The organism is Rhizobium sp. S96, from assembly GCF_030382195.1.
Lineage (GTDB): Bacteria > Pseudomonadota > Alphaproteobacteria > Rhizobiales > Rhizobiaceae > Rhizobium.
This window is the reverse complement of the sequence record NZ_JAUDRY010000010.1, coordinates 328,042-350,786: the sequence shown is the minus strand read 5'-3', so window position 1 is coordinate 350,786 and position 22,745 is coordinate 328,042. Positions and strand designations below refer to the sequence as shown.

Below are 22,745 nucleotides of genomic sequence, written 5' to 3'. Positions count from 1 at the left end.
GAATATGCGCACGCTATGCGTAAAGCTTGAGCTCCATTTACCGTGACCGGAACACCATCATGACGATCTCCATCGGCCACCGCAGCCTGCGCATCACCTCTCCCGGCAATGTCATGCTCTGGCTGGTTGCTGCTTTTCACATGCTTCTCGCTGCCATGTTGCTGGCCGTACTCTTTTCGGTCTCGCCGGCAGCCGCCGCAGACGACGCCAGCTGCACCGGCCGCAACATCCTGACCGATCTCAAGGAGAACGACCCCGCCCGCTACGCCGCGGTCGTCAAGGAAGGCGGGGCGGTTCCGAACGGCAAGGGTATCTTCTGGAAGATCGAGAAAGCGGGCATCAAGCCTTCATGGCTGCTCGGCAGCATGCATGTCACGGATCCGCGAGTACTGGACCTTCCGCCCCGCACCCAGGCAGCACATGATGCGGCCGACACGATCGTCATCGAGTCCGACGAGATCCTTGACGAAAAGAAGGCGGCTACCGCCCTGCTGATGAAGCCGGAGCTGACGATGTTTACCGATGGAACGACCATCGAGAAACTCCTGTCTCCCGACGACTACGCACGCCTCGAGGAAGGCCTGAAGCAACGCGGCATCCCGCTCGCAGCGGTCTCACGCATGCGCCCGTGGATGATTTCCAGCGTCGTCGCCCTGCCGGGTTGCGAAATGGCCCGCAAGGCAAAAGGCGTGCAGTTCCTTGACCAGAAGATCGCCACCGATGCCGTTGCTTCAGGCAAGCAGGTCAAGGGCCTCGAGACACTCGCCGAACAACTGCAGGCGATGGCCGAGTTGCCGACTGAGTTCCACATGAAGTCGTTGATCGAAACCCTGGCGCTCGGCTCCAAGATGAACGATGTCGTGGAAACCATGACCGACCTCTATCTCAGTGGCGATATCGGTATGACGATCCCGATGCTGAAAACCGTTTCGCCTGATGGCGCCGATGAGGACAGCGACTACGCCGCATTCGAACAGCGCATTATCATTGATCGCAACAAGATCATGGCGGAACGCGCGGCACCCATCCTTGCCAACGGCAACGTGTTCATGGCCGTTGGCGCCCTGCATCTGCCCGGCGAAGGCGGCGTCATCGAACTCCTGCGCAAGCAGGGCTTCACCGTAACGGCAGTCAACTAGCGTCCGACCGTCATTCGGCGAAGGACGTTGCTCTTCCAGTAGAACTGATGAACGAGCGCGCCGGCCACGTGCGCCACAATCAGGATCCACAGGACGACCTTCAGCACATCGGCGTGCAGCGAGCCCGCGGAATCAATTCCGAGGTAGTAAGCGGCAATCCCGGTCACCGGCATCGCGAAGATGAAGGCATACAAGCCGAAATGAACGAGCTTGGCTGCAAGGCGAAAGACCGCGGGCTCCTCGGTGGTTTCAGACGGAGCGCCCTGGACGAGCCGGAGACAGATGCGGACAATGGCGAGCAGCAGGATGGCAATGCCAATATACGCATGTACGTTCGCTGACGAAATCTGGTCAGCGGTCGGGGTCTCGCCGCGTCGAACAATATGGTGCCATTCATTCATGCCATCGGTGAACAGCAGATTGTAGAAGATCAGCACGGCCATGAGCCAGTGAAGAGCCCGCTGTGGCAGGCTGTATGCATCGATCGGTGCGGATGGCATGGGCGTCCCTCGAAGGATATTAGAATCATTCGAAAGTAAAACGGCCGCCTGCCCTGAGACAAGCGGCCATTCATGCATTGCTAAAATTTAATCCTACATATGGATCGGCTTGAAGAATGCAGCCAGCGCGGCTTCCTTCACCGCTTCCGACATGGTCGGGTGGGCGTGGCAGGTGCGGCCGAGGTCTTCGGCGGAGCCGCCGAATTCCATCAGGACGGCGATCTCGTGGATCATTTCGCCGGCGCCGAAGCCGACGATGTGGCCGCCGAGGACGCGGTCGGTGGTCTTGTCCGAGAGGATCTTCACGAAGCCATCCGTTGCCAGCATCGCGCGCGCGCGGCCGTTTGCCGTGAACGGGAACTTGCCGACCTTGTAGGCGACGCCAGCAGCCTTCAGCTCTTCCTCGGTCTTGCCGACAGAGGCGACTTCGGGCTGCGTGTAGACGACGCTCGGGATGACGTCGTAGTTCACATGGCCGTGCTGGCCGGCGAGGATCTCGGCGAGTGCTACGCCTTCGTCTTCAGCCTTGTGCGCCAGCATCGGGCCCTTCACCACGTCGCCGATCGCATAGATGCCGGCAACGTTGGTGCGGAAGTGACCGTCGATCTCGACGCGGCCGCGATTGTCGAGCGCAACGCCCGCTTCCTCGAGACCGAGGCCAGCCGTGTAGGGAATGCGGCCGGTGGAGATCAGCACCACATCGGCTTCGACGGTGACAGCGGCGCCGCCGGCGACCGGCTCGAAGGTCACCTTCGCGCCCTTGCCACCCTTTTCAACGCCCGTCACCTTGGAGCTCAGGTTGATGTCGACGCCCTGCTTGGCGAGCATGCGCTGGAACTGCTTGGAAACGTCGCCATCCATCGCGCCGAGGATCTTGTCGAGATATTCGATGACGGTGACCTTGGCGCCGAGGCGCGACCAGACCGAGCCGAGCTCGAGGCCGATGACACCGCCGCCGACGACGATCATCGTCTCAGGCACCTTGTCGAGCGCGATCGCGCCGGTGGAGGAAACGATCACCTTCTCGTCGATGTCGACCTTTACACCGGGGATGCCGCCAACGTCGGAGCCGGTGGCGATGACGATGTTCTTGCCTTCGATTTCCTGGACCTTGCCGTCCTCAGCCGTAACCGAGACCTTACCTGAAGAGACGATCTTGCCGGTGCCGATGAAGCTGTCGATCTTGTTCTTCTTGAACAGGAAGGCGACGCCATCGACGTTCGACTTCACGGTGGCGTCCTTGTGGGCCATCATCTTGTCGAGGTTCAGCTTAGGCGCCGCGACCTCGATGCCGAGCGCGTCCATGCCGTGGCCGGCCTGATGGAACATTTCCGACGCATGCAGCAGCGCCTTGGAGGGAATGCAGCCGACGTTGAGGCAGGTGCCGCCAAAGGTGGCGCGCTTTTCGACGACGGCGACCTTGAGGCCGAGCTGGGCCGCCTTGATGGCAGCGACATAGCCGCCGGGGCCGGTTCCGATAACGATCACATCATAGGACATTGTTGCTTTTCCTTTTCGTTATTTGCTTAATCCGCCGCGCGGGCGAGCGCGAGACGGAAGCCGAAGCCGACCAGAGCGGCGCCGGTAATGCGGTTGAACCATTTGCCGCTGGCGATGAAGCGATCGCGCACGGCCTTGACGGTGAAGAAGGTGGAGACGGCGGCAAACCAGGCGACCAGCGCGGTCGCCATGCCGATGCCGTAGCTGAACTGGATCAGGCCGGGCGTGTCGTGATGAACGAGCGTCGAAAACAGCGACAGGAAGAACAACACCGGCTTCGGATTCAGCGCATTGGTGATGAAGCCCATGCCGAGGCAGCGCAGCGCCGAGATCGGCTTGCGATCCTCTTCGCTGACCTTGATCTCGGCCACATTGAAGCCCGGCGCGCGGAACGACTTGATGCCGAGATAGACGAGGTAGGCGACACCCGCCCACTTGATCATCGCAAACAGCATCAGCGACTGCGACACGATCAGCCCGAGGCCGAGAATCGTGTAGCTGATGTGGAAGAGCAGCGAGAAGCCCATGCCGATGCCGGTCATGATCGCGGCGCGGCGGCCGTGCACGATGCTCTGACGCAGGATCACCGCGAAATCGGCGCCCGGCACGACGATGAAGATCGAGAAGACGGCCATCAGGCCGAGAAATTCGAGAACATACTGCATGCTCATACCGCCCTTGAAATGATGAACCCGATCATCGGCCGCCGCTTACATTGAGGATCGCGCCGGTGACGTAGGATGCGTCCTGGGATAGCAGATAAAGCACCGCGTCGGCGATCTCTTCCGCCGTTCCGGCGCGCTGCATCGGAATGCTCGGCGCCATGTCGCGCGCCCGATCCGGCAGGCCGCCGGAAGCGTGGATTTCGGTGTCGATGACGCCTGGCCGCACGGCGTTGACGCGCACGCCCTCGGTCGCCACTTCGCGGGCAAGGCCGATGGTGAAGGTGTCGATCGCGGCCTTGGAGGCGGCGTAGTCGACATATTGCGAGGGCGAGCCGATGATCGCCGCCATCGACGAGATATTGACGATCGCCCCGCCCTTGCCGCCATGTTTGGTCGACATGCGGCGCACGGCCTCGGCCGCGCAGAGAATGGAGCCAGTGATGTTGATCCGCATCATCCGCTCGATACGCGCGACCGACATCTCGTCGATACGAGAGGGCGCATCGACGATGCCGGCATTGTTGGTAAGTCCGTCCAGCCGGCCGAAGTGGCGGTCGATGGCTTCGAACATCTGCGTGATATCGGAGGCCTCGCCGACATCGCCCTTGATCGCGATGGCATCACCGCCGCCGGCCTTGATCTTCGCCACGACCTCATCGGCCGCAGCCTTGTTGGCGGCATAGTTCACCGCGACGCGCCAGCCCTTGGCGGCCGCCAACAGGCTGATCGCAGCCCCGATGCCACGGCTGCCGCCGGTCACGAGAAGAACGGGTTGGTCACTCATGACGCACATTCCTTGAAGTCGAGCACATCCCAGGGCGCGACCGATGCCTTGCCCTCGCCCCAGATCGAGGAGGCGCGGATAGCCGGACCGATACCGGGCAGCACGATCTTGTCGGCTGCCTGCCCCGCTTCCGGCTGCAGATTGTTCATCTCGCCCTTGGCATCGATGCCATAGACCATGCCCTGCCAGATCGTGCAGGCATTGAGATCGTCGCCAGTCACGTCACCACCAGGGCAATTGAACATCACCATGCCGATTGAGCGATCCGGGTCTTCCGACGGCATGACATAGCCGTCGAGCACCATCGATGTCTTCAGCACCTTGATCTTGAACTGGTTGCTCGCCGCCGCCGCTTTGGAATTGAGCGGCATGAACCGCAACTCGTACGCACCATCGCGATCGGTATAGACTGCGCTACCCTGCTTGCACTCCGCCGCCATCAGCGGCTGGCAGCAAAGCAAGGCGAGTATTGTCGCCGAAAGCGTAACCCGGAGCTTGCGCATCATCACGCCCTCACCTGCATGCCGAACATCGGCGCCTTCGCCATCGAACGGGCGAGAGCGGACATCGTGTTCCAGAAGGGGTAGACGGGTTCCAGCGACATCAGGTGTTCCGGTGCTGAGGCGAAAAGGGCCGCTCGCGCGGCCCTGTCGGTCTCTTAGAGATCGAGAACGAGGCGTTCCGGATCTTCCAGGCTTTCCTTGACGCGCACGAGGAAGGTAACCGCTTCCTTGCCGTCAACAATACGGTGGTCGTAGGAGAGCGCGAGATACATCATCGGGCGGATGACGATCTGGCCCCCAACGACGACGGGACGATCCTGGATCTTGTGCATGCCGAGAATGCCCGACTGCGGCGCGTTCAGGATCGGCGAGGACATCAGCGAACCGTAGACGCCGCCATTGGTGATGGTGAAGGTGCCGCCCTGCATGTCGGCCATCGAGAGCGAACCGTCACGAGCAGCCTTGGCGAGACGGCCGAGGTCCTTTTCGATTTCGGCGATCGACATCTGGTCTGCATCGCGGATGATCGGAACGACGAGGCCCTTGTCGGTGCCGACGGCCATGCCGACGTGGCAGTAGTTCTTGTAGATGATGTCGGTGCCGTCGATTTCGGCGTTGACGGCGGGCAGTTCCTTCAGCGCGTGGGTGACGGCCTTGGTGAAGAAGCCCATGAAGCCGAGCTTCACGCCGTGCTTCTTTTCAAACACGTCCTTGTACTTGGCGCGCAGCGCCATCACGGCGCTCATGTCCACCTCGTTGTAGGTGGTGAGCATCGCGGCGGTGTTCTGGGCGTCCTTGAGGCGCTTGGCGATCGTCTGGCGCAGGCGCGTCATCTTCACGCGCTCTTCGCGACCGGCATCCTCGACCGTCGACGGGCCGCGTGCGGCAACCGGAGCAGCGGCAGGGGCTGCCGGAGCGGCGATGCCCTTGGCGACGGCAGCGATCACGTCGCCCTTCAGAACCTGGCCACGCTTGCCGGAGCCATCGACCTGATCGGCCGAGAGGTTGTTTTCAGCGAGCATCTTCGAAGCAGCCGGCGCCGGCGGCATCGAGGAAGCGGTAGCGGAAGCCGAAGCAGCGGCAGCAACCGGAGCAGCAGCGGCAGGAGCCGGCTCGGCAGCCTTGGCGGGCGCTGCGGCCGGAGCGGCGGCGGCTGCACCTGCGGAAGCGGCGATCTGGCCGAGCAGCGCGTCGAGACCGACGGTTTCGCCGGCCTGTGCGACGATTTCGGAGAGTACGCCGGCAGCCGGTGCCGGAACTTCGATGGTCACCTTGTCGGTTTCAAGCTCCACCAGCGGCTCGTCGGCCTTGATGACATCGCCGACCTTCTTGAACCAGGTGCCGACGGTTGCCTCGCTGACGGATTCACCGAGAGTTGGAACGCGGATTTCTGTGGCCATTGTTCAAATCCTGAATTTTGATCTTTGTGATATGGGACGGCGTCGCGGCGCAGACGGCCGATATGAATTATGCGGAGAGGAAACGCGGCGCGCTCCCTCCCCGATCTCATTCTCGTTAGCCGCCGAGCGCGTCCTCGAGGAACGCGGCGAGCTGTGCCAGATGCTTGGACATCAGGCCGGTTGCGGGCGATGCCGCGGCCGGACGTCCGGTGTAGCGAACGCGCTGGTACTTCGCATCGATATGGGCAAGCACCCATTCCAGATACGGGTCGATGAACGACCACGCACCCATGTTTTTCGGCTCTTCCTGGCACCAGACCATTTCCGCGTTGCGGAAGCGGGAGAGCTCGTTGATAAGCGCCTTGGCCGGGAACGGATAGAGCTGTTCGACACGCAGCAGATAGACGTCGTCGATGCCGCGCTTTTCGCGCTCTTCCAGAAGGTCGTAATAGACCTTGCCGGTGCACATAACGACGCGACGGATCTTGTTGTCCTTCTGCAGCTTGATTGGGCCGTCCTTGATGACCTCCGCATCGTCCCACAAGAGGCGATGGAAGGAGGACTCGCCGGCCATTTCGGCCAGACCCGATACCGCGCGCTTGTGGCGCAACAGCGACTTCGGCGTCATCAGGATCAGCGGCTTGCGGAAGTCGCGCTTCACCTGGCGGCGCAGGATGTGGAAGTAGTTCGCCGGCGTCGTGACGTTGGCGACCTGCATGTTGTCTTCAGCACAAAGCTGCAGGAAGCGCTCGAGGCGGGCGGAAGAGTGTTCCGGACCCTGGCCTTCATAACCATGCGGCAGCAAGCAGACGAGACCGGACATGCGCAGCCACTTGCGTTCGCCCGACGAGATGAACTGGTCGAACACGACCTGCGCACCGTTGGCGAAGTCGCCGAACTGGGCTTCCCAGAGCGTCAACGCGTTCGGACGGGCCAGCGAATAACCGTACTCGAAGCCGAGAACAGCTTCTTCCGAAAGCATCGAGTTGATGACTTCGTAGCGGGCCTGGCTCGGAGACAGGTTGGCAAGCGGGATATAGCGCTCTTCCGTCTCCTGATCGTAGAGAACCGAGTGACGCTGCGAGAAGGTGCCGCGTTCGCAATCCTGGCCGGAGAGGCGGATCTTGTGGCCTTCGACGACGAGCCCGCCGAACGCCAGCGCTTCCGCCGTTGCCCAGTCGATGCCCTCGCCGGTCGAGATCATGTTGGCGCGATTTTCCATGAAGCGCTGGATCGTGCGGTGCGCATGGAAACCTTCAGGGATCTCAGACAGCTTGCGGCCGATTTCCTTCAGTTGCTTCATCGGCACGGCGGTCTTGCCGCGACGCTGCTCGTCGGCATTGTCGGCCGTGCGCAGACCAGCCCATTCGCCGTCGAGCCAGTCGGCCTTGTTCGGCTTGTAGCTCTGGCCGGCCTCGAACTCCTGCTCGAGATGCGCACGCCAGTCGGCCTTCATCTTTTCGACTTCGCCTTCGCTCAGCACGCCTTCGCCAACGAGGCGTTCCGCGTAGAGCTGCAGCACAGTCTTGTGGGCACGGATGACCTTGTACATCTTCGGCTGCGTGAAGGACGGCTCGTCGCCTTCGTTGTGGCCGTAGCGGCGATAGCAGAACATGTCGAGGACGACAGGCTTGTGGAACTTCATGCGAAATTCCATGGCAATCTTGGCGCCGTAGACGACAGCTTCCGGATCGTCACCGTTGACGTGCAGGATCGGCGCTTCGATCATCTTGGCGACGTCGGACGGATAGGGCGACGAACGCGAGAAGGCCGGGTTCGTGGTGAAGCCGATCTGGTTATTGATGATGACGTGCATCGTGCCGGCAACGCGGTGACCGCGCAGACCGGAGAGACCGAGAATTTCGGCAATCACGCCTTGGCCGGCAAAAGCGGCGTCGCCGTGGATGAGGAGCGGCAGAACCTTGGCGCGCTCCGACAGCGGAATGGTATCGCCGTCCCAGACGGTGGCGCCCATGTCCTGCTTGGCGCGCGCCTTGCCCATGACGACGGGGTCAACGATCTCAAGGTGCGACGGGTTGGCCGTCAGCGACACGTGAACCTTGTTGCCGTCGAACTCGCGGTCCGAGGAAGCGCCGAGATGGTACTTCACGTCACCGGAACCTTCGACTTCGTCAGGCGCGTAGGAGCCGCCCTTGAACTCGTGGAAGATGGCGCGATGCGGCTTGCCCATGACCTGGGAAAGCACGTTCAGGCGGCCGCGGTGGGCCATACCGAAAACCGCTTCCTTGAGGCCGAGATTGCCGCCGCGCTTCAGGATCTGCTCAAGTGCCGGGATCAGCGACTCGCCACCGTCGAGGCCGAAACGCTTCGTGCCCTTGAACTTGACGTCCAGGAACTGCTCGTAGCCCTCGGCTTCGATGATCTTGGCAAGGATTGCCTTCTTGCCCTCGACGGTGAAGGCCACGCCCTTGTCGGGACCTTCGATCCGTTCCTGGATCCAGGCCTTTTCCTCGGGGTTCGAGATGTGCATGAACTCGACGCCGAGCGTCGAGCAGTAGGTGCGCTCGAGGATCTCGATCATCTCAGGGATGGTCGCGTATTCGAGACCCAGCACGTTGTCGATGAAGATCTTGCGGTCGTAGTCAGCGGCGGTGAAACCGTAGTTTTCCGGCGACAGTTCCTTGTAGTCTTCAACAGGTGCAGCGATGCCGAGCGGATCGAGCTTGGCATGCAGGTGGCCGCGCATGCGATAGGCACGGATCATCATGATGGCGCGCACGCTGTCGCGGGTCGCCTGCAGGATGTCGGCACCGTCCGTCGGCTTGCCGGCGGCTTCCGCCTTCGCCTTGACCTTGGTCTCGACGACCTTTTCGATCACGCCCCAGTCGCCATCGAGCGCCGAAACGAGATCACCGCTGGCCTGCAGCGGCCAGTTCTTCTTGCGCCAGGACGCGCCCTTGGCGGCCCGCTTCACATCATCAGGATTGTCTTCCAGCGCCTTGAAGAAGGCACGCCATTCTTCGTTGACCGATGCCGGGTCGTCCTCATAGCGCGCATAGAGCTGCTCGATGTAAGCAGCGTTGGCGCCATCCAGGAACGAGGTGATCTGAAACTGCTCGTTGGCTTCTTGCCGTGCCATGGGTTCCACGCGGACGTTTGCGCCCGCCTCCTGACTTTGTGATTTGCCGATCCCATCGACCGGCTGCCGCATCTTCATGTTCAGCCGCCTGTCCGCGGCTCAGTCTTGGTTCGAACCGGGCAGCACGCAAAGCGCATCCTGCCCGGGGTATAGATTGGATTAGCCCTTGAGGACTTCAACCAGCGTCGTGCCGAGGCGTGCCGGCGAAGGCGAAACCTTGATGCCGGCTGCTTCCATGGCAGCGATCTTGGATTCCGCATCGCCCTTGCCGCCGGAAACGACAGCGCCGGCGTGGCCCATGGTGCGGCCCTTCGGAGCGGTACGACCAGCGATGAAGCCGGCCATCGGCTTCTTGCGGCCCTTCTTGGCTTCGTCGATCAGGAACTGTGCCGCGTCTTCTTCAGCCGAACCGCCGATTTCGCCGATCATGATGATCGAGGTCGTGGCTTCGTCGGCCAGGAACATCTCGAGCACGTCGATGAACTCGGTGCCCTTGACCGGGTCGCCGCCGATGCCGACAGCCGTCGTCTGGCCGAGGCCTTCGTTCGACGTCTGGAAAACGGCTTCGTAGGTCAGCGTGCCGGAGCGCGAAACGATACCGACCGAACCCTTGCGGAAGATCGAGCCCGGCATGATGCCGATCTTGCATTCTTCCGGTGTCAGGATACCCGGGCAGTTGGGGCCGAGCAGTCGCGACTTGGAGCGGTCGAGGCGAGCCTTGACGCGAACCATGTCCATAACCGGGATACCCTCGGTGATGCAGGTGATGAACGGGATCTCGGCGTCGATCGCCTCGATGATCGCGTCAGCGGCACCAGCCGGCGGAACGTAGATGACCGAAGCGTCGGCACCGGTGCGTTCCTTGGCTTCGGCAACCGATGCGAAGATCGGCAGGCTTTCGCCCTTCGAGCCGGTCCAGGTTTCACCACCCTTCTTCGGGTGGATACCGCCGACCATCTGCGTGCCATAATAGGCGAGCGCCTGTTCGGTGTGGAAAGTACCGGTCTTGCCGGTCAGGCCCTGAACGAGAACCTTGGTATTCTTGTTTACGAGAATAGACATCTATCAGGTCCTCAAATTAGGCGTTGATCGCCGCGACGATCTTCTTGGCAGCATCGTCGAGATCGTCAGCTGCCGTGATCGCGAGACCGGATTCGTTGAGGATCTTCTTGCCGAGTTCGACATTAGTGCCTTCGAGGCGAACGACGAGCGGAACCTTGAGACCGACTTCCTGAACCGCTGCGACAACGCCTTCGGCGATGACGTCGCACTTCATGATGCCGCCGAAGATGTTGACGAGGATACCCTCGACCTTCGGGTCAGCCGTGATGATCTTGAAGGCTGCAGCAACCTTGTCCTTGCCGGCGCCACCGCCGACGTCGCAGAAGTTTGCCGGCTCCTTGCCGTAGAGCTTGATGATGTCCATCGTCGCCATGGCGAGACCGGCGCCGTTGACCATGCAGCCGATGTTGCCGTCGAGGGCAACGTAGGCGAGGTCCCACTTCGAGGCTTCGATTTCCTTGGCGTCTTCTTCGGTCTCGTCGCGCAGCGCCTTGACGTCGTCATGGCGGAACAGAGCGTTGCCGTCGAAGGACATCTTGGCGTCGAGAACGCGCAGGTGGCCGTCCTTCATGACGATCAGCGGGTTGACTTCGAGGAGCGCCATGTCCTTTTCGCCGAACGCCTTGTAGAGCGCCGGGAACAGCGACTTGGCGTCTTCAGCGGCAGCACCGGAAAGTTCCAGAGCCTTGACAATCTTGGCGACGTCGTCAGCCGTCACGCCCGTTTCCGGGTTGATGGCGATCGTGTGGATCTTCTCGGGCGTGTCGTGGGCGACAGCTTCGATATCCATGCCGCCTTCGGTCGAAACCACGAAGGCAAGCTGACCGACCGAACGGTCGACCAGCAGCGAGCAATAGAGTTCGCGATCGATGTCGGCACCGTCTTCGATATAGAGACGGTTGACCTGCTTGCCGGCTTCGCCCGTCTGCGCCGTTACCAGCGTGTTGCCGAGCATTTCCTTGGCGTGAGCGACGACTTCGTCGATCGACTTGGCAAGGCGAACGCCGCCCTTGGCGTCGGGGCCAAGTTCCTTGAACTTGCCCTTGCCGCGGCCACCAGCGTGGATCTGGCTCTTGACCACGTAGAGCGGGCCCGGCAGCGACTTGGCAGCGGCTTCGGCTTCCTCGACCTTGAGGATCGGCACGCCCTTGGCGACCGGCGCGCCATAGCCCTTCAGGAGAGCCTTGGCCTGATATTCATGAATGTTCATGGATCTATTCCTGTTTGGATTGCGTCAGCGATCGGCCGGCTTACTTCAGCGACGGCGCGATGTTGATGCAGGCTTCGCACAGGCCGGCGACAGCGCCGACGGACTTGTCGAATGCTTCTCTTTCGGCCTTGTTGAGATCGATCTCGATGATGCGCTCGACGCCGCCGGCGCCGATGACCGTGGGAACGCCGACATACATGTCCTTGACGCCGTACTGGCCGGTGAGCTGCGCTGCGCAAGGCAGGACGCGCTTCTTGTCCTTGAGGTAGGATTCAGCCATTTCGATCGCCGAGGCGGCCGGTGCGTAGTAGGCCGAGCCGGTCTTCAGCAGACCAACGATTTCGGCGCCGCCATCACGGGTGCGCTGGATGATTTCCTCGAGGCGCTCCTTGGTGACCCAACCCATGGTGACGAGGTCGGTGAGCGGGATGCCGGCAACGGTGGAGTAACGTGCGAGCGGCACCATCGTGTCGCCGTGGCCGCCGAGAACGAATGCGGTGACGTCCTGTACGGAAACATTGAATTCCTTGGAGAGGAACAGACGGAAGCGCGAGCTGTCCAGAACGCCGGCCATGCCGACGACCTTGTTGGCCGGGAGGCCGGAGAACTTCTGCAGCGCCCAGACCATGGCGTCGAGCGGGTTGGTGATGCAGATCACGAAGGCGTTCGGGGCATACTTCTTGATGCCGGCGCCGACCTGTTCCATGACCTTGAGGTTGATGCCAAGCAGGTCGTCGCGGCTCATGCCCGGCTTGCGGGCGACGCCGGCGGTGACGATGCAGACGTCTGCGCCTTCAATTGCGGAGTAGTCGCTTGCGCCGGTCAGGTTGGCATCGAAGCCTTCAACCGGCGAGGACTGCGCGATGTCGAGGCCCTTACCCTGCGGGATGCCGTCGGCGATATCGAAGAGAACGATGTCACCCAGCTCCTTGAGGCCGGCGAGATGCGCCAGCGTGCCACCAATCATGCCAGAACCAATGAGAGCGATTTTGTTACGCGCCATTTCGGTGTTTCCTTTGCGACCAAAATTCGTCGGGCGGTGCGGGGGAGGCTCGCCCAATTGCAAAAATCGCATAGACCCAAAGGCCAAAAATGGCAAACGATTATTTTTGGCCCAGGAATTTCAATCGTTTAGAACATAAAATTCTTACGTAAACGTAAGAAAAATTGTCACCAAAACGTTACTCGGCGGCCCGTCTTTCCTGATGCAGGGCTAGATATTCAGCGCTGCGCATCTCAAACAAGCGCGATACCGTACGATCAAACTCGAAGCCCTCTGTACCACGCGCGTGTGTCAACAAATTCTCAGGCATTGCTGCCGCGGAAACATAGAGCCGCACAGCATGGTCGTAAAGCGTGTCTATTAGAATAATGAAACGTTTGATTTGATTCCGCTTGTCGGGTCCGAGCAGCGGAACATGATCCAGAAAAATGGCATCAAAACGCTCGGAAATAGCAAGGAAGTCCGCGGCGCCCAGCGGCTTTTCACACAGATCCGCGAAGGAGAAGCGCGCGAGACGGTCGGCTGCAAGCGGCACGTGGATGGAGCGCCCCTTCATCGGAAGCTCCAGCGGCTTTGCCTTGCGACCATGCAGCGCCTGGGTCCAGGAGGCGTCCATCGCCATATCGGCGCGCTCGTCGAGCGGCGTAAGGTAGACGGGAAGACTGTCTACCTTCTCCATCCGGTAGTCCGTCGGAGAGTCGAGAGAAACTACATCGACATGCGCCGCCAGCAAATCTAGGAAGGGCAGGAACAGGCTGCGATTGAGACCGTCCATGTAAAGGTTCTTCGGCTCGACGTTCGACGTAGCAACGAGAACGCAACCACGCCGGAACAGCTCTGAAAACAGCCGCGAAAGGATCATCGCGTCGGCGATATCGGTGACGGTGAATTCGTCGAAGCACAACAGCTCGGCCTCGCCATACAGCGCTGCAGCGACAACCGGGATCGGATCAGCCTGCTTCGTCTCGCCGTTTTTCAGCTTCAGACGGTGAGCTGCGATGCGATTGTGCACATCTGCCATGAACTCGTGAAAATGCGCGCGGCGCTTCTTGGTGCAGGGCGCCATCTCGAAGAACATGTCCATGAGCATCGTCTTGCCGCGACCGACGCTGCCGTAGATGTAGAGGCCCTTGACCTTTTCCGACGGCTTCTTCTTGGCCGCAAACAGCCAGCCGAGCGCGCTCGCCTTGGCGGCGGGACGCTTCTGTTTCAGCGTCGAAAGCACCCGGTCGAGGCACTTCGCCACCTGCATTTGGGCTAAATCGGTTTGAAGCGAACCCGAGGCCGTCAGCGATTTCAATTCCTCGCTGACGCTCAAGCTGTAGTCTGGCATCGGTTGCATAAAAGGGTCCGCCTATGCAGGATCGGCGGCCCGAGCCGCCGGATCGCTTATCGGCTCAGAGTGATCGGCTGCCCGGTATTGGTCTGGCCGCTGAACGCATTGTCGGCGGTCTTGTAGACGCTGCCGATCTGGTTTCCGCTGCGATCCTTCAGGAGAACCTGCTTGCCGGAGACTTCCCAGGAACCCATCGCCGTCAGCTCGCCGACGCAGCCGCGTGTACCGCCGCGCGATCCGCTGCCGAGATTGGTAAGCGTCAGGAACATGTCGCACGAACCGTTGACGCGCCAGCTGCCCACCATCGATTCCTTGGTGACGTCCATCGCGTTCGACGCCACAGCCGTCGGCTGGCCGCCCGCGACCGGCGCGTTCGCCGTCGGCGCTGCCGGGAACTGCGACGAGCCTGTCGGCGGCGGAAGCTGACCGCCCTGAACCGACGGAACCGGCTGTGCCGTCAAAGGCGCCGGAGCCGCACTATAGCTTGCATCATTGTATGCGGTGCGCTGGCAGCCAGCTAACGACAGAATGACTACGAGACCTGTCGCCACATGTCTGAACTGCATCATGATACTCCTGATTTTTCCAGTATTGCCCTGAAGTTGCCGCGCAATCACGGCGGAATTATCTTGAAAGGGCGTATTGAATCAAGCCAGATCAAGGAGATTTTGCATCAGGATCGGCTCATGTTCGCCATCCCGAGACAAATTTGGCGCAGTCCGGCACAATCAAACCTTGGTGATCTGTCAAAAAGAAGGGCCGCAAGCGCGGCCCTGGCTTTCAGTCGTCAGACGCGACGCTCGACCATCATCTTCTTGATCTCCGCAATCGCCTTGGCCGGGTTAAGGCCCTTCGGGCAAGTCTGCGCGCAGTTCATGATCGTGTGGCAGCGATAAAGGCGGAAGGGATCCTCGAGATTGTCGAGGCGCTCGCCGGTTGCTTCGTCGCGAGAATCGATCAGCCAGCGATAGGCCTGCAGGAGGACAGCCGGACCGAGGTAACGGTCGCCGTTCCACCAGTAGCTCGGACAGGAGGTCGAGCAGCAGGCGCAGAGAATGCACTCGTAAAGACCGTCAAGCTTCTGGCGATCTTCGTGGCTCTGCTTCCATTCCTTGGCTGGCGTCGGCGACACCGTCTTCAGCCACGGCTCGATCGAGCGATGCTGGGCGTAGAAGTTGGTGAGGTCGGGAACCAGATCCTTGACGACGGGCATATGCGGCAAAGGATAGATCTTTACCGAACCCTTGATCTCATCCAGACCCTTGGTGCAGGCGAGCGTGTTCGTGCCGTCAATGTTCATCGCGCACGAACCGCAGATGCCTTCGCGACAGGAACGGCGCAGTGTCAGCGTCGGGTCGATGTTGTTCTTGATATAGAGCAGGCCGTCGAGCACCATCGGGCCGCAATTGTCGACATCGATGTAGAAGGTGTCGATCGACGGGTTCTGGCCGTCGTCGGGGCTCCAGCGGTAGACGCGGAATTCGCGGGTGTTCGTGGCCCCTGCGGGCTTCGGCCACACTTTGCCTTCGCGCATCTGGGAGTTCTTGGGAAGAGCGAGTTCTACCATGTCCAGTTCCTCTTAGTAGACACGAGCCTTGGGCGCGATCTTCTGGGGATCGATGCCCTCTGCGATGAGCTCGGTGTGAACCGGGCGGTAGTCGAGCTTGACGTCGCCGGCGTCGTTGACCCAGGCAAGCGTGTGCTTGCGCCAGTTGACGTCGTCGCGGCCGGCGAATGCGCCTTCCGTGTAGTCTTCGCGGGCGTGGGAACCACGGCTCTCCTTGCGGGCCTCGGCGCCGTAGATCGTCGTGATGGCGTTGGCCATCAGGTTCTGCAGCTCGAGCGTTTCGACAAGGTCGGAGTTCCAGATCATCGAGCGATCGGTGACCTTGATGTCACGCATTTCCTGCCAGATGGCGGATATGCGCTTGCAGCCCGACTCCAGCGATTCCTGCGTACGGAATACGGCAGCGTCTTCCTGCATGGCGCGCTGCATCTTCTCCCGCAGCACGGCCGTCGGCGTACCGCCGCTGGCGTGACGCAGACCATCGAAGCGGTCCATGATCTTGTCACAGGCAGCAACGTTAAGATGCGGAACGGGTGCCGCGCGATCAATAACCTCACCGGCGCGGATGGCGGCGGCGCGGCCGAAGACCACGAGGTCGATCAGCGAGTTCGAGCCGAGGCGGTTGGCGCCGTGTACCGAGGCGCAGCCGGCTTCGCCGACCGCCATGAGGCCCGGAATGATTCTTTCAGGATTGGAGCTGTCAGCGTTCAGCACTTCGCCCCAGTAGTTCGTCGGAATGCCGCCCATGTTGTAGTGGACGGTCGGCAGAACCGGGATCGGCTCGCGCGTCACGTCGACACCGGCGAAGATCTTGGCGCTCTCGGAAATCCCCGGCAGGCGCTCATGCAGAACGGCCGGATCGAGGTGGTCGAGATGCAGGAAGATGTGGTCCTTGTTCTTGCCGACGCCGCGACCTTCGCGGATCTCGAGCGTCATGCAGCGCGAAACGACGTCGCGCGAGGCAAGGTCCTTGGCCGAAGGCGCATAGCGTTCCATGAAGCGCTCACCCTCGGAGTTGACGAGGTAGCCGCCTTCGCCGCGCGCGCCTTCCGTGATCAGACAGCCGGAGCCGTAGATGCCGGTCGGGTGGAACTGCACGAACTCCATGTCCTGGAGCGGCAGGCCGGCGCGGGCAACCATGCCGCCGCCGTCGCCGGTGCAGGTATGCGCCGAGGTCGCCGAGAAATAGGCGCGGCCGTAGCCGCCGGTCGCCAGCACCACCATCTTGGCGGCGAAGCGATGGATCGTGCCGTCGTCGAGATTCCAGGCGACGACACCGGTACAGCGGCTGCCGTCATCCGACATGATCAGGTCGAGCGCGAAGTACTCGATGAAGAATTCCGCGTTGTTGCGCAGCGACTGGCCATAGAGCGTGTGCAGGATGGCGTGACCGGTACGGTCGGCAACGGCGCAGGTGCGCTGTACCGGCGGGCCTTCGCCGTAGTTCTGCATGTGGCCGCCGAACGGACGTTGGTAGATCTTGCCTTCTTCGTTACGCGAGAAGGGAACGCCGTAGTGCTCGAGCTCATAAACCGCCTTCGGCGCTTCCATGGTCAGGTACTGCATGGCATCGACGTCGCCGAGCCAGTCCGAGCCCTTGACGGTATCGTAAAGGTGCCACTGCCAGCTGTCCGGCGTCATGTTGCGCAGCGAGGCGGCGATGCCGCCCTGTGCGGCAACCGTGTGCGAGCGGGTCGGGAATACCTTGGTGATGCAGGCGGTCTTGAAGCCCTGCTCGGCCATGCCGAGCGTGGCGCGGAGACCCGCGCCGCCGGCGCCGACGACGATCACGTCATACGAGTGATCGACGTATTTGTAGGCCTTCCCATTCTGAGCGGGTGAAGTCGGTGCCATGATACGGTTATCCTACGAATGCGATTTTCAGAATGGCGAAGAGACAGAGCCCCGCCATCAGTATCGAAAAGAAGCTGTTGAGCATCAGAAGACCGAGCTTGGCGAATTCGCCGTGCACGTAGTCCTCGATGATGACCTGCATGCCGAGCTTCATATGAATGATGCCCGAAATGACCATCAGAGCCATAACCACGGCGACGAACGGGTTCGACAGCTCGTGAACAACCTCTGCATAAGGCTGGCCCGCATGAACGATCATGAAAATGATGAAGAAGAGAAAGAGCGGTACGTTGGCAACCGCCGTGACGCGCTGGCGCCAGAAATGATCCGTGCCTTCCTTGGCCGAACCAAGGCCGCGAACCTTACCCAGAGGGGTACGCATATCCATGAGAGCAACCTTCAGAAGCGAATGACGAAGCCGATCACCCAGACCAGCACGGTCAGACAGAGCGAGGCAATGATATTGAGCTTGGCGAGCTTGGTCGAAAATGCCTTGTCGAAGCCGTAGCCGAGGTCCCACATGAAGTGGCGGAAACCGCCGAGCATGTGATGGATCAGCGCCCAGGTGTAGCCGAGCAGCACGAGCTTGCCGATGAAGCTGCCGAGGATCCAGTTGACCCAATCGTAATAGGCTTGTCCGGTCGCCGCAGCGATCAGCCACCAGGCGATCAGAAGCGTGCCGACATAGAGCGCGCCACCGGTAATGCGGTGGATGATCGACATAGCCATGGTGGGGATTAGTTTGTAAATTTGCAAATGCGGCGACAGGGGCCGATTATTTGTCACGTTCGCCATCAGAACCTCGCGGCGTCTTTCTGCGCTCCTGGGATCCAGGAAGCATCCAAGCAATCACACGATTGACAAAAAGCTATGTGTGCGTTGCATCAATGGCGACGTTTAATCACGGAAACCCCTAACGACAAGTATAATTGCGGCGCTGCGGGAATTTAATCGATTTGCGTCTTGACGCCGCTGGTTTGGCGCCCAAATCCGCCCTGATTGCCCACCTTGCCCCATGATTTTTCAACGTTTGGTGGACAACCCGGCGCTTTTGGCGCATTTTCGCGTTAACGCTTTGTTAAGCATTCGGTTTCCGGAGACCAGCGCGATGTGGAAGACGTCATCGAAACTTGTTTCGCTCGCTATTGCGACGCTCATTGCCCTGCCGGCGGCCGCGGGCGATTTCGGCGGTCGTGCATTTCCACGCCATCACGGGTTTGGTAACGGCCCCTCTCTCGTCGGACAGCACGGCGGCTGGAGAAGCGTTCCCGCTGGCTTCACAGGCCGACACTTCGCCGACGGGCACGACGGCTTCGACCGCCGCCATTTTCGCAATCGGCTGTTGAAACGCTTCGACTCGCCCTCGACCAATTTTGCGCGCAACAACGTCGTTATCGTCGTCCAGGGCGCGCAGGCAGGGGGAGCCGCTGACACTTATGCCGGTTCGTCTTTTGTCTATGACGCAAATGGCGGCACCTATGTCGGCGGCAGCAGCGGCAGTTTCTACCGCTACCAGCCCACGGTGGCGCTTGCCCCCGTGGCGAAGGTGATTAACGTCACGGCCAAGAGCAGCGGTTGCTCTTACGAAGCGGGCGTCTGCGTCATCCGGCCGTGAAATCTCAACGCGTGAAACGCCAGACGGTGGTCTTCTTGACTTCGCTGTCTTCGAGCGCGCGCGTCACCGGCACCTCGTAAACGGCGCAGGCCTCCAGCCGATTTTTGGGCAGATAGGCACGACCGGGATCGCCAACGACTACACTGACGCAGTCTGACGCCAGCCGCTCGAACCATGGCACAAGCGCTTCCGCAAAATCACGATCGTAGAAGACGTCGCCAGCCAGCAGCACATCCGCTTCGATCGCGCTGCCGATGAGGTCGGCATTCGTAAAATCGACCTCGACGTTATTGAGTTCCGCGTTCAACGCCACTGCGGTCGCTGTCCACGGATCGATATCGGCGGCAAGCACCTTGTCAGCGCCAGCCATCTTCGCCGCAATCGCCACCAGTCCGGAGCCGCTGGCGAAATCCACCACCCTCTTGCCGCTGACGATCGAAGGATGATCGAGCACATAGCGTGCCAGCCCCTGCCCACCGGCCCAGGCAAAGGCCCAGAACGGTGGCGGCAGGCCGATTTCCGCCAGCTCCTCCTCCGTCTTCAGCCATAGCTCGTGAGCCTCGGTCGCCAGATGCAACCGGATCTCCGGCACATGCGGCGGCGCCATCGGGCTCGTATTGCCACGAATGAAGATCGCGGGGTTGGTCTTCAATGGCTGATCACCGCGGCGGGTTGTCGAGACCGCCCATGCGGCAAACCTCAAGCCATTCCTCGTCGGTGACGGGCTGCACGGAAAGCCGCATCGACGTTACCAGCGACATCTTCGACAGCTTCTCGTTCGCCTTCACGTCCTTGAGCGTGACCGGCTTCGGCATATCGCGGACCGCGCGGATGTCGACACAATCCCACTTCGGATCGCCCTTGGCGGTCGAGTCGGGATGCGACAGCGCGCAGACCTCGACGATGCCGACGATCTCGAGCCCGTCATTGGAATGATAGAAGAAACCCTTGTCACCGATCTGCATTGCCCGCATGTTGTTGCGGGCAAGATAGTTGCGAACGCCGGTCCATTCGGTGCCTTTCTCGCCCGCAGCCTTCTGCTGCTCCCAGGACCATGCGGCCGGTTCGGATTTGTAGAGCCAGTGCGCCACCGTCATGCCTCCGGCTTGTTGAAGACCCAGTTGAATGCCTGAACCTCGACGCTTTCGAACAAGCCGGCCTTTGCGTAGGGATCCGAATCCGCAATCGCCCTTGCGGCTTCGATCGTCTCGGCTTCCACGATCACCAGGCTACCGGAAGGCTTGCCGTCGGAATCGAGAAACGGGCCTGCCATCTTCAGCGTGCCGGCTGCATTCAGCGCGTTGAGATGCTCGACATGAGCAGGCCGTGTGTCCATGCGAACGTTCAGGTGGCCCGGCTTGTCCTTGCAAACAAAAGCGAAAAGCATGTCAGTTCTCCTATTCGGTCGTGATCGGCCGCGTCATCAACTGGTCGATGGCCTCGGCGATGCCGAGCTTGCCATCGATAATGGCGGACACTGCGTCGGTGATCGGCATATCAATGCCGAGCGATTTTGCCATCCTGGAAACCACCGCCGCCGCAAAGGCGCCTTCGACAAGTTCACCATGCGCGGGATCACGAGTCTCGCCGCGCCCGAGCGCAATGCCGAAGCGCAGGTTGCGCGATTGATGGCTTGTGGCGGTCAAAACCAGATCGCCCAGGCCCGAGAGGCCAGGCACGGAATCGGACTGCCCGCCCTTGGCGACAACAAAGCGTGACATCTCCGCCAGCCCGCGAGCGATCAGCGCGGCACGCGCCGAGTCACCTAGGCCGGCACCCTCGACGATGCCGCAGGCAATCGCCAGCACGTTCTTGAGCGCGCCGCCAAGCTGTACACCGATCCGATCCGACGACGGATAGAGGCGAAAGGTCCTGCCTGAAATCGCCTGCGCCAGCCGCTCGGCGATCTCGCGATTCTCGGCGGCGATTACCATGGCCGTCGGCAGCCCACTGGCGATATCGGCAGCAAAACCCGGCCCCGACAGCACGGCGATCCGGTGCCCGGGCAAGACGCGCTCCAGCATGTCGGTCAACAGATTGCCAGTCGCCTTCTCGATCCCCTTGGCACAGGTCACGACGATAGCGTCCTTAGCCAGGTAAGGTTCGTATTGCCGCGCGGCATCCGCCTGCGCCTGCGAGGGCATTGCGAAAAGCACGATGCCGGCATCGCTGATCGCGCTGGCTTCAGCGGAAAATTCCAGGGCATCCGGCAATTCGATCCCCGGCAGCACGGCATCGTGAAGGTGCTCGGCGCTCAGATCCGCCATGAGCTGCGGATCGCGCCCGACGAGCGTCACGGAATGCCGTCCCGCCAGCGCGATGACCGCAGCCAGAGCCGTACCGAAGGCGCCGGCGCCGATGACGGCAATTTTCTCGCTCATGCCTTCGCTCCTCGCTTGCCGAAGCCAAGCAATGTCTCGGCGCTCGCATCGAGCGGCCAGCGCGACCGCGGCTGCACATCGAGATCGTCAGGCTCGACACCCGTTGCCATGCGCTCCAGCCCGGCCCAGGCGATCATCACCGCATTATCAGTGCACAGATGCAACGGCGGCGCGACGAACCGAAAACCGTTTTTGTCGCACAGTGCCTGCAGCGTACTGCGGATTTCCCGATTGGCCGCAACACCACCTGCAACGACAAGAGCCGGGTCGGCGACATCGGGAAATAGTGCCTTGAAGCGCTCGAGGCCGCGGCCGATGCGATCCTTGAGGGTCCGCGATACGGCGTCCTGGAAAGACGCGCAGATATCGGCCACATCCTGATCGTTCAGCGGTGCGATTTCCGTCGCCGCTTGCCGTACGGCAGTCTTCAGGCCCGAGAAGGAAAAATTCAGCTTCGCCTCGCCGACCAGCGGCCGCGGGAAGACAAATCGCTTCGGATCGCCCTGCTTTGCAGCGCGTTCCACCGCCGGTCCGCCCGGATAGGGCAGGCTCAACAGCTTCGCCGTCTTGTCGAACGCTTCGCCGAGCGCATCGTCAATCGTCGTGCCCCAGCGCTCGTAGTCGCCGACGCCGCGCACGAGAATAAGCTGGGTGTGACCACCAGACACCAGCAGCATCAGATAGGGAAAGCACAGGCCATCCGTGAGCCGCGCCGTCAGCGCATGGCCCTCGAGATGATTGACCGCATAGAGCGGTTTGCCCGATGCCTTCGCGATCGCCTTGCCGGTCATCAGGCCGACCAGCAGCCCGCCGATCAAGCCGGGACCTGAAGTTGCCGCAATCGCATCGATATCGGAGAGCGACACATTGGCGCGTTTCAATGCCTCGTCGATCAGGCTATCGAGCGCTTCGACGTGAGCGCGTGCAGCGATTTCGGGCACGACGCCGCCATAAGCGCTATGCTCTTCCAGCTGGCTCAACACCACGTCGGAGCGGACGGTCGGCACCCCGTCAGCAGCTCGCTCGACTACGGCAGCGGCGGTTTCGTCGCAGCTTGTTTCGATGCCGAGGATGCGTAGAAAGGGAGCCATGAAGCCTGATCGTTGATTGCGATGGGTCTGAAACC

The 22,745-nt window shown here is 61.4% G+C and carries 23 protein-coding genes; 2 read left to right on the top strand and 21 right to left on the bottom strand.

Features of this window, described 5'->3' with window-relative positions; genetic code table 11:
* Positions 1–59: 59 nt before the first annotated feature.
* Complete coding sequence (locus QTL94_RS13885) at positions 60–1,139, top strand: TraB/GumN family protein (RefSeq protein ID WP_289802258.1); 1,080 nt, start codon at positions 60–62, stop codon at positions 1,137–1,139.
* Here the strand turns inward: QTL94_RS13885 and QTL94_RS13880 are convergent.
* The 16 genes from QTL94_RS13880 to sdhC all read right to left on the bottom strand — a co-directional run bounded on the left by QTL94_RS13880 (position 1,136) and on the right by sdhC (position 18,418).
* Positions 1,136–1,639, bottom strand: a complete 504-nt coding sequence (locus tag QTL94_RS13880) for a cytochrome b (RefSeq protein WP_289802257.1) — start codon at positions 1,637–1,639, stop codon at positions 1,136–1,138. The genes QTL94_RS13885 and QTL94_RS13880 overlap by 4 nt on opposite strands.
* 93 nt (positions 1,640–1,732) lie before the next feature.
* A complete protein-coding gene (gene lpdA, locus QTL94_RS13875) occupies positions 1,733–3,139 on the bottom strand; it encodes a dihydrolipoyl dehydrogenase (RefSeq protein WP_289802256.1) in 1,407 nt (468 codons plus the stop codon).
* Positions 3,140–3,165: 26 nt separating this feature from the next.
* The gene (locus QTL94_RS13870) at positions 3,166–3,804 is read right to left on the bottom strand and encodes a LysE family translocator (protein ID WP_047509208.1); all 639 of its coding nucleotides are present in this window, start codon (positions 3,802–3,804) and stop codon (positions 3,166–3,168) included.
* Between the two features lie 31 nt (positions 3,805–3,835).
* Positions 3,836–4,588: an SDR family oxidoreductase gene (locus QTL94_RS13865; RefSeq protein WP_289802255.1), complete on the bottom strand. Its 753-nt coding sequence runs from the start codon at positions 4,586–4,588 to the stop codon at positions 3,836–3,838.
* Positions 4,585–5,028, bottom strand: a complete 444-nt coding sequence (locus QTL94_RS13860; protein WP_289802351.1) for a hypothetical protein — start codon at positions 5,026–5,028, stop codon at positions 4,585–4,587. The genes QTL94_RS13865 and QTL94_RS13860 overlap by 4 nt, the downstream gene beginning before the upstream one ends.
* Positions 5,029–5,246: 218 nt before the next feature.
* Positions 5,247–6,491, bottom strand: a complete 1,245-nt coding sequence (gene odhB, locus QTL94_RS13855; protein ID WP_065694467.1) for a 2-oxoglutarate dehydrogenase complex dihydrolipoyllysine-residue succinyltransferase — start codon at positions 6,489–6,491, stop codon at positions 5,247–5,249.
* Positions 6,492–6,606: 115 nt separating this feature from the next.
* Entirely contained in the window at positions 6,607–9,591 is a 2,985-nt protein-coding gene (locus QTL94_RS13850; RefSeq protein ID WP_113521577.1) for a 2-oxoglutarate dehydrogenase E1 component, read from the bottom strand.
* A 159-nt stretch (positions 9,592–9,750) separates the two neighbouring features.
* Positions 9,751–10,653 carry a succinate--CoA ligase subunit alpha gene (gene sucD, locus QTL94_RS13845; RefSeq protein WP_018902319.1) on the bottom strand — a complete coding sequence of 301 codons (903 nt, stop codon included), beginning with the start codon at positions 10,651–10,653 and terminating at the stop codon, positions 9,751–9,753.
* A gap of 16 nt (positions 10,654–10,669) precedes the next feature.
* Entirely contained in the window at positions 10,670–11,863 is a 1,194-nt protein-coding gene (gene sucC / locus QTL94_RS13840) for an ADP-forming succinate--CoA ligase subunit beta (RefSeq protein WP_289802254.1), read from the bottom strand.
* 40 nt (positions 11,864–11,903) lie between these two features.
* On the bottom strand, positions 11,904–12,866 hold the full coding sequence (mdh, locus tag QTL94_RS13835; protein ID WP_037181990.1) for a malate dehydrogenase: 963 nt from the start codon (positions 12,864–12,866) through the stop codon (positions 11,904–11,906).
* Between the two features lie 178 nt (positions 12,867–13,044).
* Entirely contained in the window at positions 13,045–14,208 is a 1,164-nt protein-coding gene (zapE, locus tag QTL94_RS13830; RefSeq protein ID WP_289802253.1) for a cell division protein ZapE, read from the bottom strand.
* A gap of 47 nt (positions 14,209–14,255) precedes the next feature.
* Positions 14,256–14,768 carry a protease inhibitor Inh/omp19 family protein gene (locus QTL94_RS13825; RefSeq protein ID WP_065694600.1) on the bottom strand — a complete coding sequence of 171 codons (513 nt, stop codon included), beginning with the start codon at positions 14,766–14,768 and terminating at the stop codon, positions 14,256–14,258.
* A gap of 221 nt (positions 14,769–14,989) precedes the next feature.
* Positions 14,990–15,769, bottom strand: a complete 780-nt coding sequence (locus tag QTL94_RS13820; protein ID WP_065694471.1) for a succinate dehydrogenase iron-sulfur subunit — start codon at positions 15,767–15,769, stop codon at positions 14,990–14,992.
* Positions 15,770–15,781: 12 nt separating this feature from the next.
* Complete coding sequence (sdhA, locus tag QTL94_RS13815) at positions 15,782–17,623, bottom strand: succinate dehydrogenase flavoprotein subunit (RefSeq protein ID WP_065694472.1); 1,842 nt, start codon at positions 17,621–17,623, stop codon at positions 15,782–15,784.
* A 7-nt stretch (positions 17,624–17,630) separates the two neighbouring features.
* Positions 17,631–18,011, bottom strand: coding sequence for a succinate dehydrogenase, hydrophobic membrane anchor protein (gene sdhD / locus QTL94_RS13810; protein ID WP_289802252.1), 381 nt, complete (start codon positions 18,009–18,011; stop codon positions 17,631–17,633).
* Positions 18,012–18,022: 11 nt separating this feature from the next.
* A complete protein-coding gene (gene sdhC, locus QTL94_RS13805; protein WP_113521343.1) occupies positions 18,023–18,418 on the bottom strand; it encodes a succinate dehydrogenase, cytochrome b556 subunit in 396 nt (131 codons plus the stop codon).
* A 313-nt stretch (positions 18,419–18,731) separates the two neighbouring features.
* Here sdhC and QTL94_RS13800 point away from each other — a divergent pair, with 313 nt between their 5' ends.
* Positions 18,732–19,238: a hypothetical protein gene (locus QTL94_RS13800; protein ID WP_289802251.1), complete on the top strand. Its 507-nt coding sequence runs from the start codon at positions 18,732–18,734 to the stop codon at positions 19,236–19,238.
* A gap of 4 nt (positions 19,239–19,242) precedes the next feature.
* Here QTL94_RS13800 and QTL94_RS13795 read toward each other — a convergent pair whose 3' ends face one another.
* Genes QTL94_RS13795 through tsaD form a run of 5 tightly spaced genes read right to left on the bottom strand, consistent with a single transcriptional unit; the run spans position 19,243 to position 22,710 of the window.
* Entirely contained in the window at positions 19,243–19,890 is a 648-nt protein-coding gene (locus QTL94_RS13795; RefSeq protein WP_289802250.1) for a class I SAM-dependent methyltransferase, read from the bottom strand.
* Between the two features lie 7 nt (positions 19,891–19,897).
* A complete protein-coding gene (locus tag QTL94_RS13790) occupies positions 19,898–20,329 on the bottom strand; it encodes an EVE domain-containing protein (protein ID WP_289802249.1) in 432 nt (143 codons plus the stop codon).
* A 2-nt stretch (positions 20,330–20,331) separates the two neighbouring features.
* Entirely contained in the window at positions 20,332–20,625 is a 294-nt protein-coding gene (locus QTL94_RS13785; protein ID WP_289802248.1) for a YciI-like protein, read from the bottom strand.
* A 10-nt stretch (positions 20,626–20,635) separates the two neighbouring features.
* Positions 20,636–21,619 (bottom strand): NAD(P)H-dependent glycerol-3-phosphate dehydrogenase, encoded by a 984-nt coding sequence (locus QTL94_RS13780; RefSeq protein WP_289802247.1) that lies wholly within the window; start codon positions 21,617–21,619, stop codon positions 20,636–20,638.
* Positions 21,616–22,710: a tRNA (adenosine(37)-N6)-threonylcarbamoyltransferase complex transferase subunit TsaD gene (tsaD, locus tag QTL94_RS13775; protein WP_289802246.1), complete on the bottom strand. Its 1,095-nt coding sequence runs from the start codon at positions 22,708–22,710 to the stop codon at positions 21,616–21,618. Before tsaD ends, QTL94_RS13780 begins: the two co-directional genes overlap by 4 nt.
* Positions 22,711–22,745 lie beyond the last annotated feature (35 nt).

What these genes read in the sequence shown, in the direction of transcription:
- sdhC (WP_113521343.1), bottom strand. Translation starts at nt 18,418, where the DNA reads ATGGCGAACGTGACAAATAATCGGCCCCTGTCGCCGCATTTGCAAATT.
- QTL94_RS13860 (WP_289802351.1), bottom strand. Translation starts at nt 5,028, where the DNA reads ATGGCGGCGGAGTGCAAGCAGGGTAGCGCAGTCTATACCGATCGCGAT.
- zapE (WP_289802253.1), bottom strand. Translation starts at nt 14,208, where the DNA reads ATGCAACCGATGCCAGACTACAGCTTGAGCGTCAGCGAGGAATTGAAA.
- QTL94_RS13825 (WP_065694600.1), bottom strand. Translation starts at nt 14,768, where the DNA reads ATGCAGTTCAGACATGTGGCGACAGGTCTCGTAGTCATTCTGTCGTTA.
- sdhA (WP_065694472.1), bottom strand. Translation starts at nt 17,623, where the DNA reads ATGGCACCGACTTCACCCGCTCAGAATGGGAAGGCCTACAAATACGTC.
- odhB (WP_065694467.1), bottom strand. Translation starts at nt 6,491, where the DNA reads ATGGCCACAGAAATCCGCGTTCCAACTCTCGGTGAATCCGTCAGCGAG.
- QTL94_RS13820 (WP_065694471.1), bottom strand. Translation starts at nt 15,769, where the DNA reads ATGGTAGAACTCGCTCTTCCCAAGAACTCCCAGATGCGCGAAGGCAAA.
- QTL94_RS13880 (WP_289802257.1), bottom strand. Translation starts at nt 1,639, where the DNA reads ATGCCATCCGCACCGATCGATGCATACAGCCTGCCACAGCGGGCTCTT.
- lpdA (WP_289802256.1), bottom strand. Translation starts at nt 3,139, where the DNA reads ATGTCCTATGATGTGATCGTTATCGGAACCGGCCCCGGCGGCTATGTC.
- mdh (WP_037181990.1), bottom strand. Translation starts at nt 12,866, where the DNA reads ATGGCGCGTAACAAAATCGCTCTCATTGGTTCTGGCATGATTGGTGGC.
- sdhD (WP_289802252.1), bottom strand. Translation starts at nt 18,011, where the DNA reads ATGGATATGCGTACCCCTCTGGGTAAGGTTCGCGGCCTTGGTTCGGCC.
- QTL94_RS13865 (WP_289802255.1), bottom strand. Translation starts at nt 4,588, where the DNA reads ATGAGTGACCAACCCGTTCTTCTCGTGACCGGCGGCAGCCGTGGCATC.
- QTL94_RS13870 (WP_047509208.1), bottom strand. Translation starts at nt 3,804, where the DNA reads ATGCAGTATGTTCTCGAATTTCTCGGCCTGATGGCCGTCTTCTCGATC.
- QTL94_RS13785 (WP_289802248.1), bottom strand. Translation starts at nt 20,625, where the DNA reads ATGCTTTTCGCTTTTGTTTGCAAGGACAAGCCGGGCCACCTGAACGTT.
- sucD (WP_018902319.1), bottom strand. Translation starts at nt 10,653, where the DNA reads ATGTCTATTCTCGTAAACAAGAATACCAAGGTTCTCGTTCAGGGCCTG.
- QTL94_RS13780 (WP_289802247.1), bottom strand. Translation starts at nt 21,619, where the DNA reads ATGAGCGAGAAAATTGCCGTCATCGGCGCCGGCGCCTTCGGTACGGCT.
- QTL94_RS13800 (WP_289802251.1), top strand. Translation starts at nt 18,732, where the DNA reads ATGTGGAAGACGTCATCGAAACTTGTTTCGCTCGCTATTGCGACGCTC.
- sucC (WP_289802254.1), bottom strand. Translation starts at nt 11,863, where the DNA reads ATGAACATTCATGAATATCAGGCCAAGGCTCTCCTGAAGGGCTATGGC.
- QTL94_RS13885 (WP_289802258.1), top strand. Translation starts at nt 60, where the DNA reads ATGACGATCTCCATCGGCCACCGCAGCCTGCGCATCACCTCTCCCGGC.
- QTL94_RS13850 (WP_113521577.1), bottom strand. Translation starts at nt 9,591, where the DNA reads ATGGCACGGCAAGAAGCCAACGAGCAGTTTCAGATCACCTCGTTCCTG.
- tsaD (WP_289802246.1), bottom strand. Translation starts at nt 22,710, where the DNA reads ATGGCTCCCTTTCTACGCATCCTCGGCATCGAAACAAGCTGCGACGAA.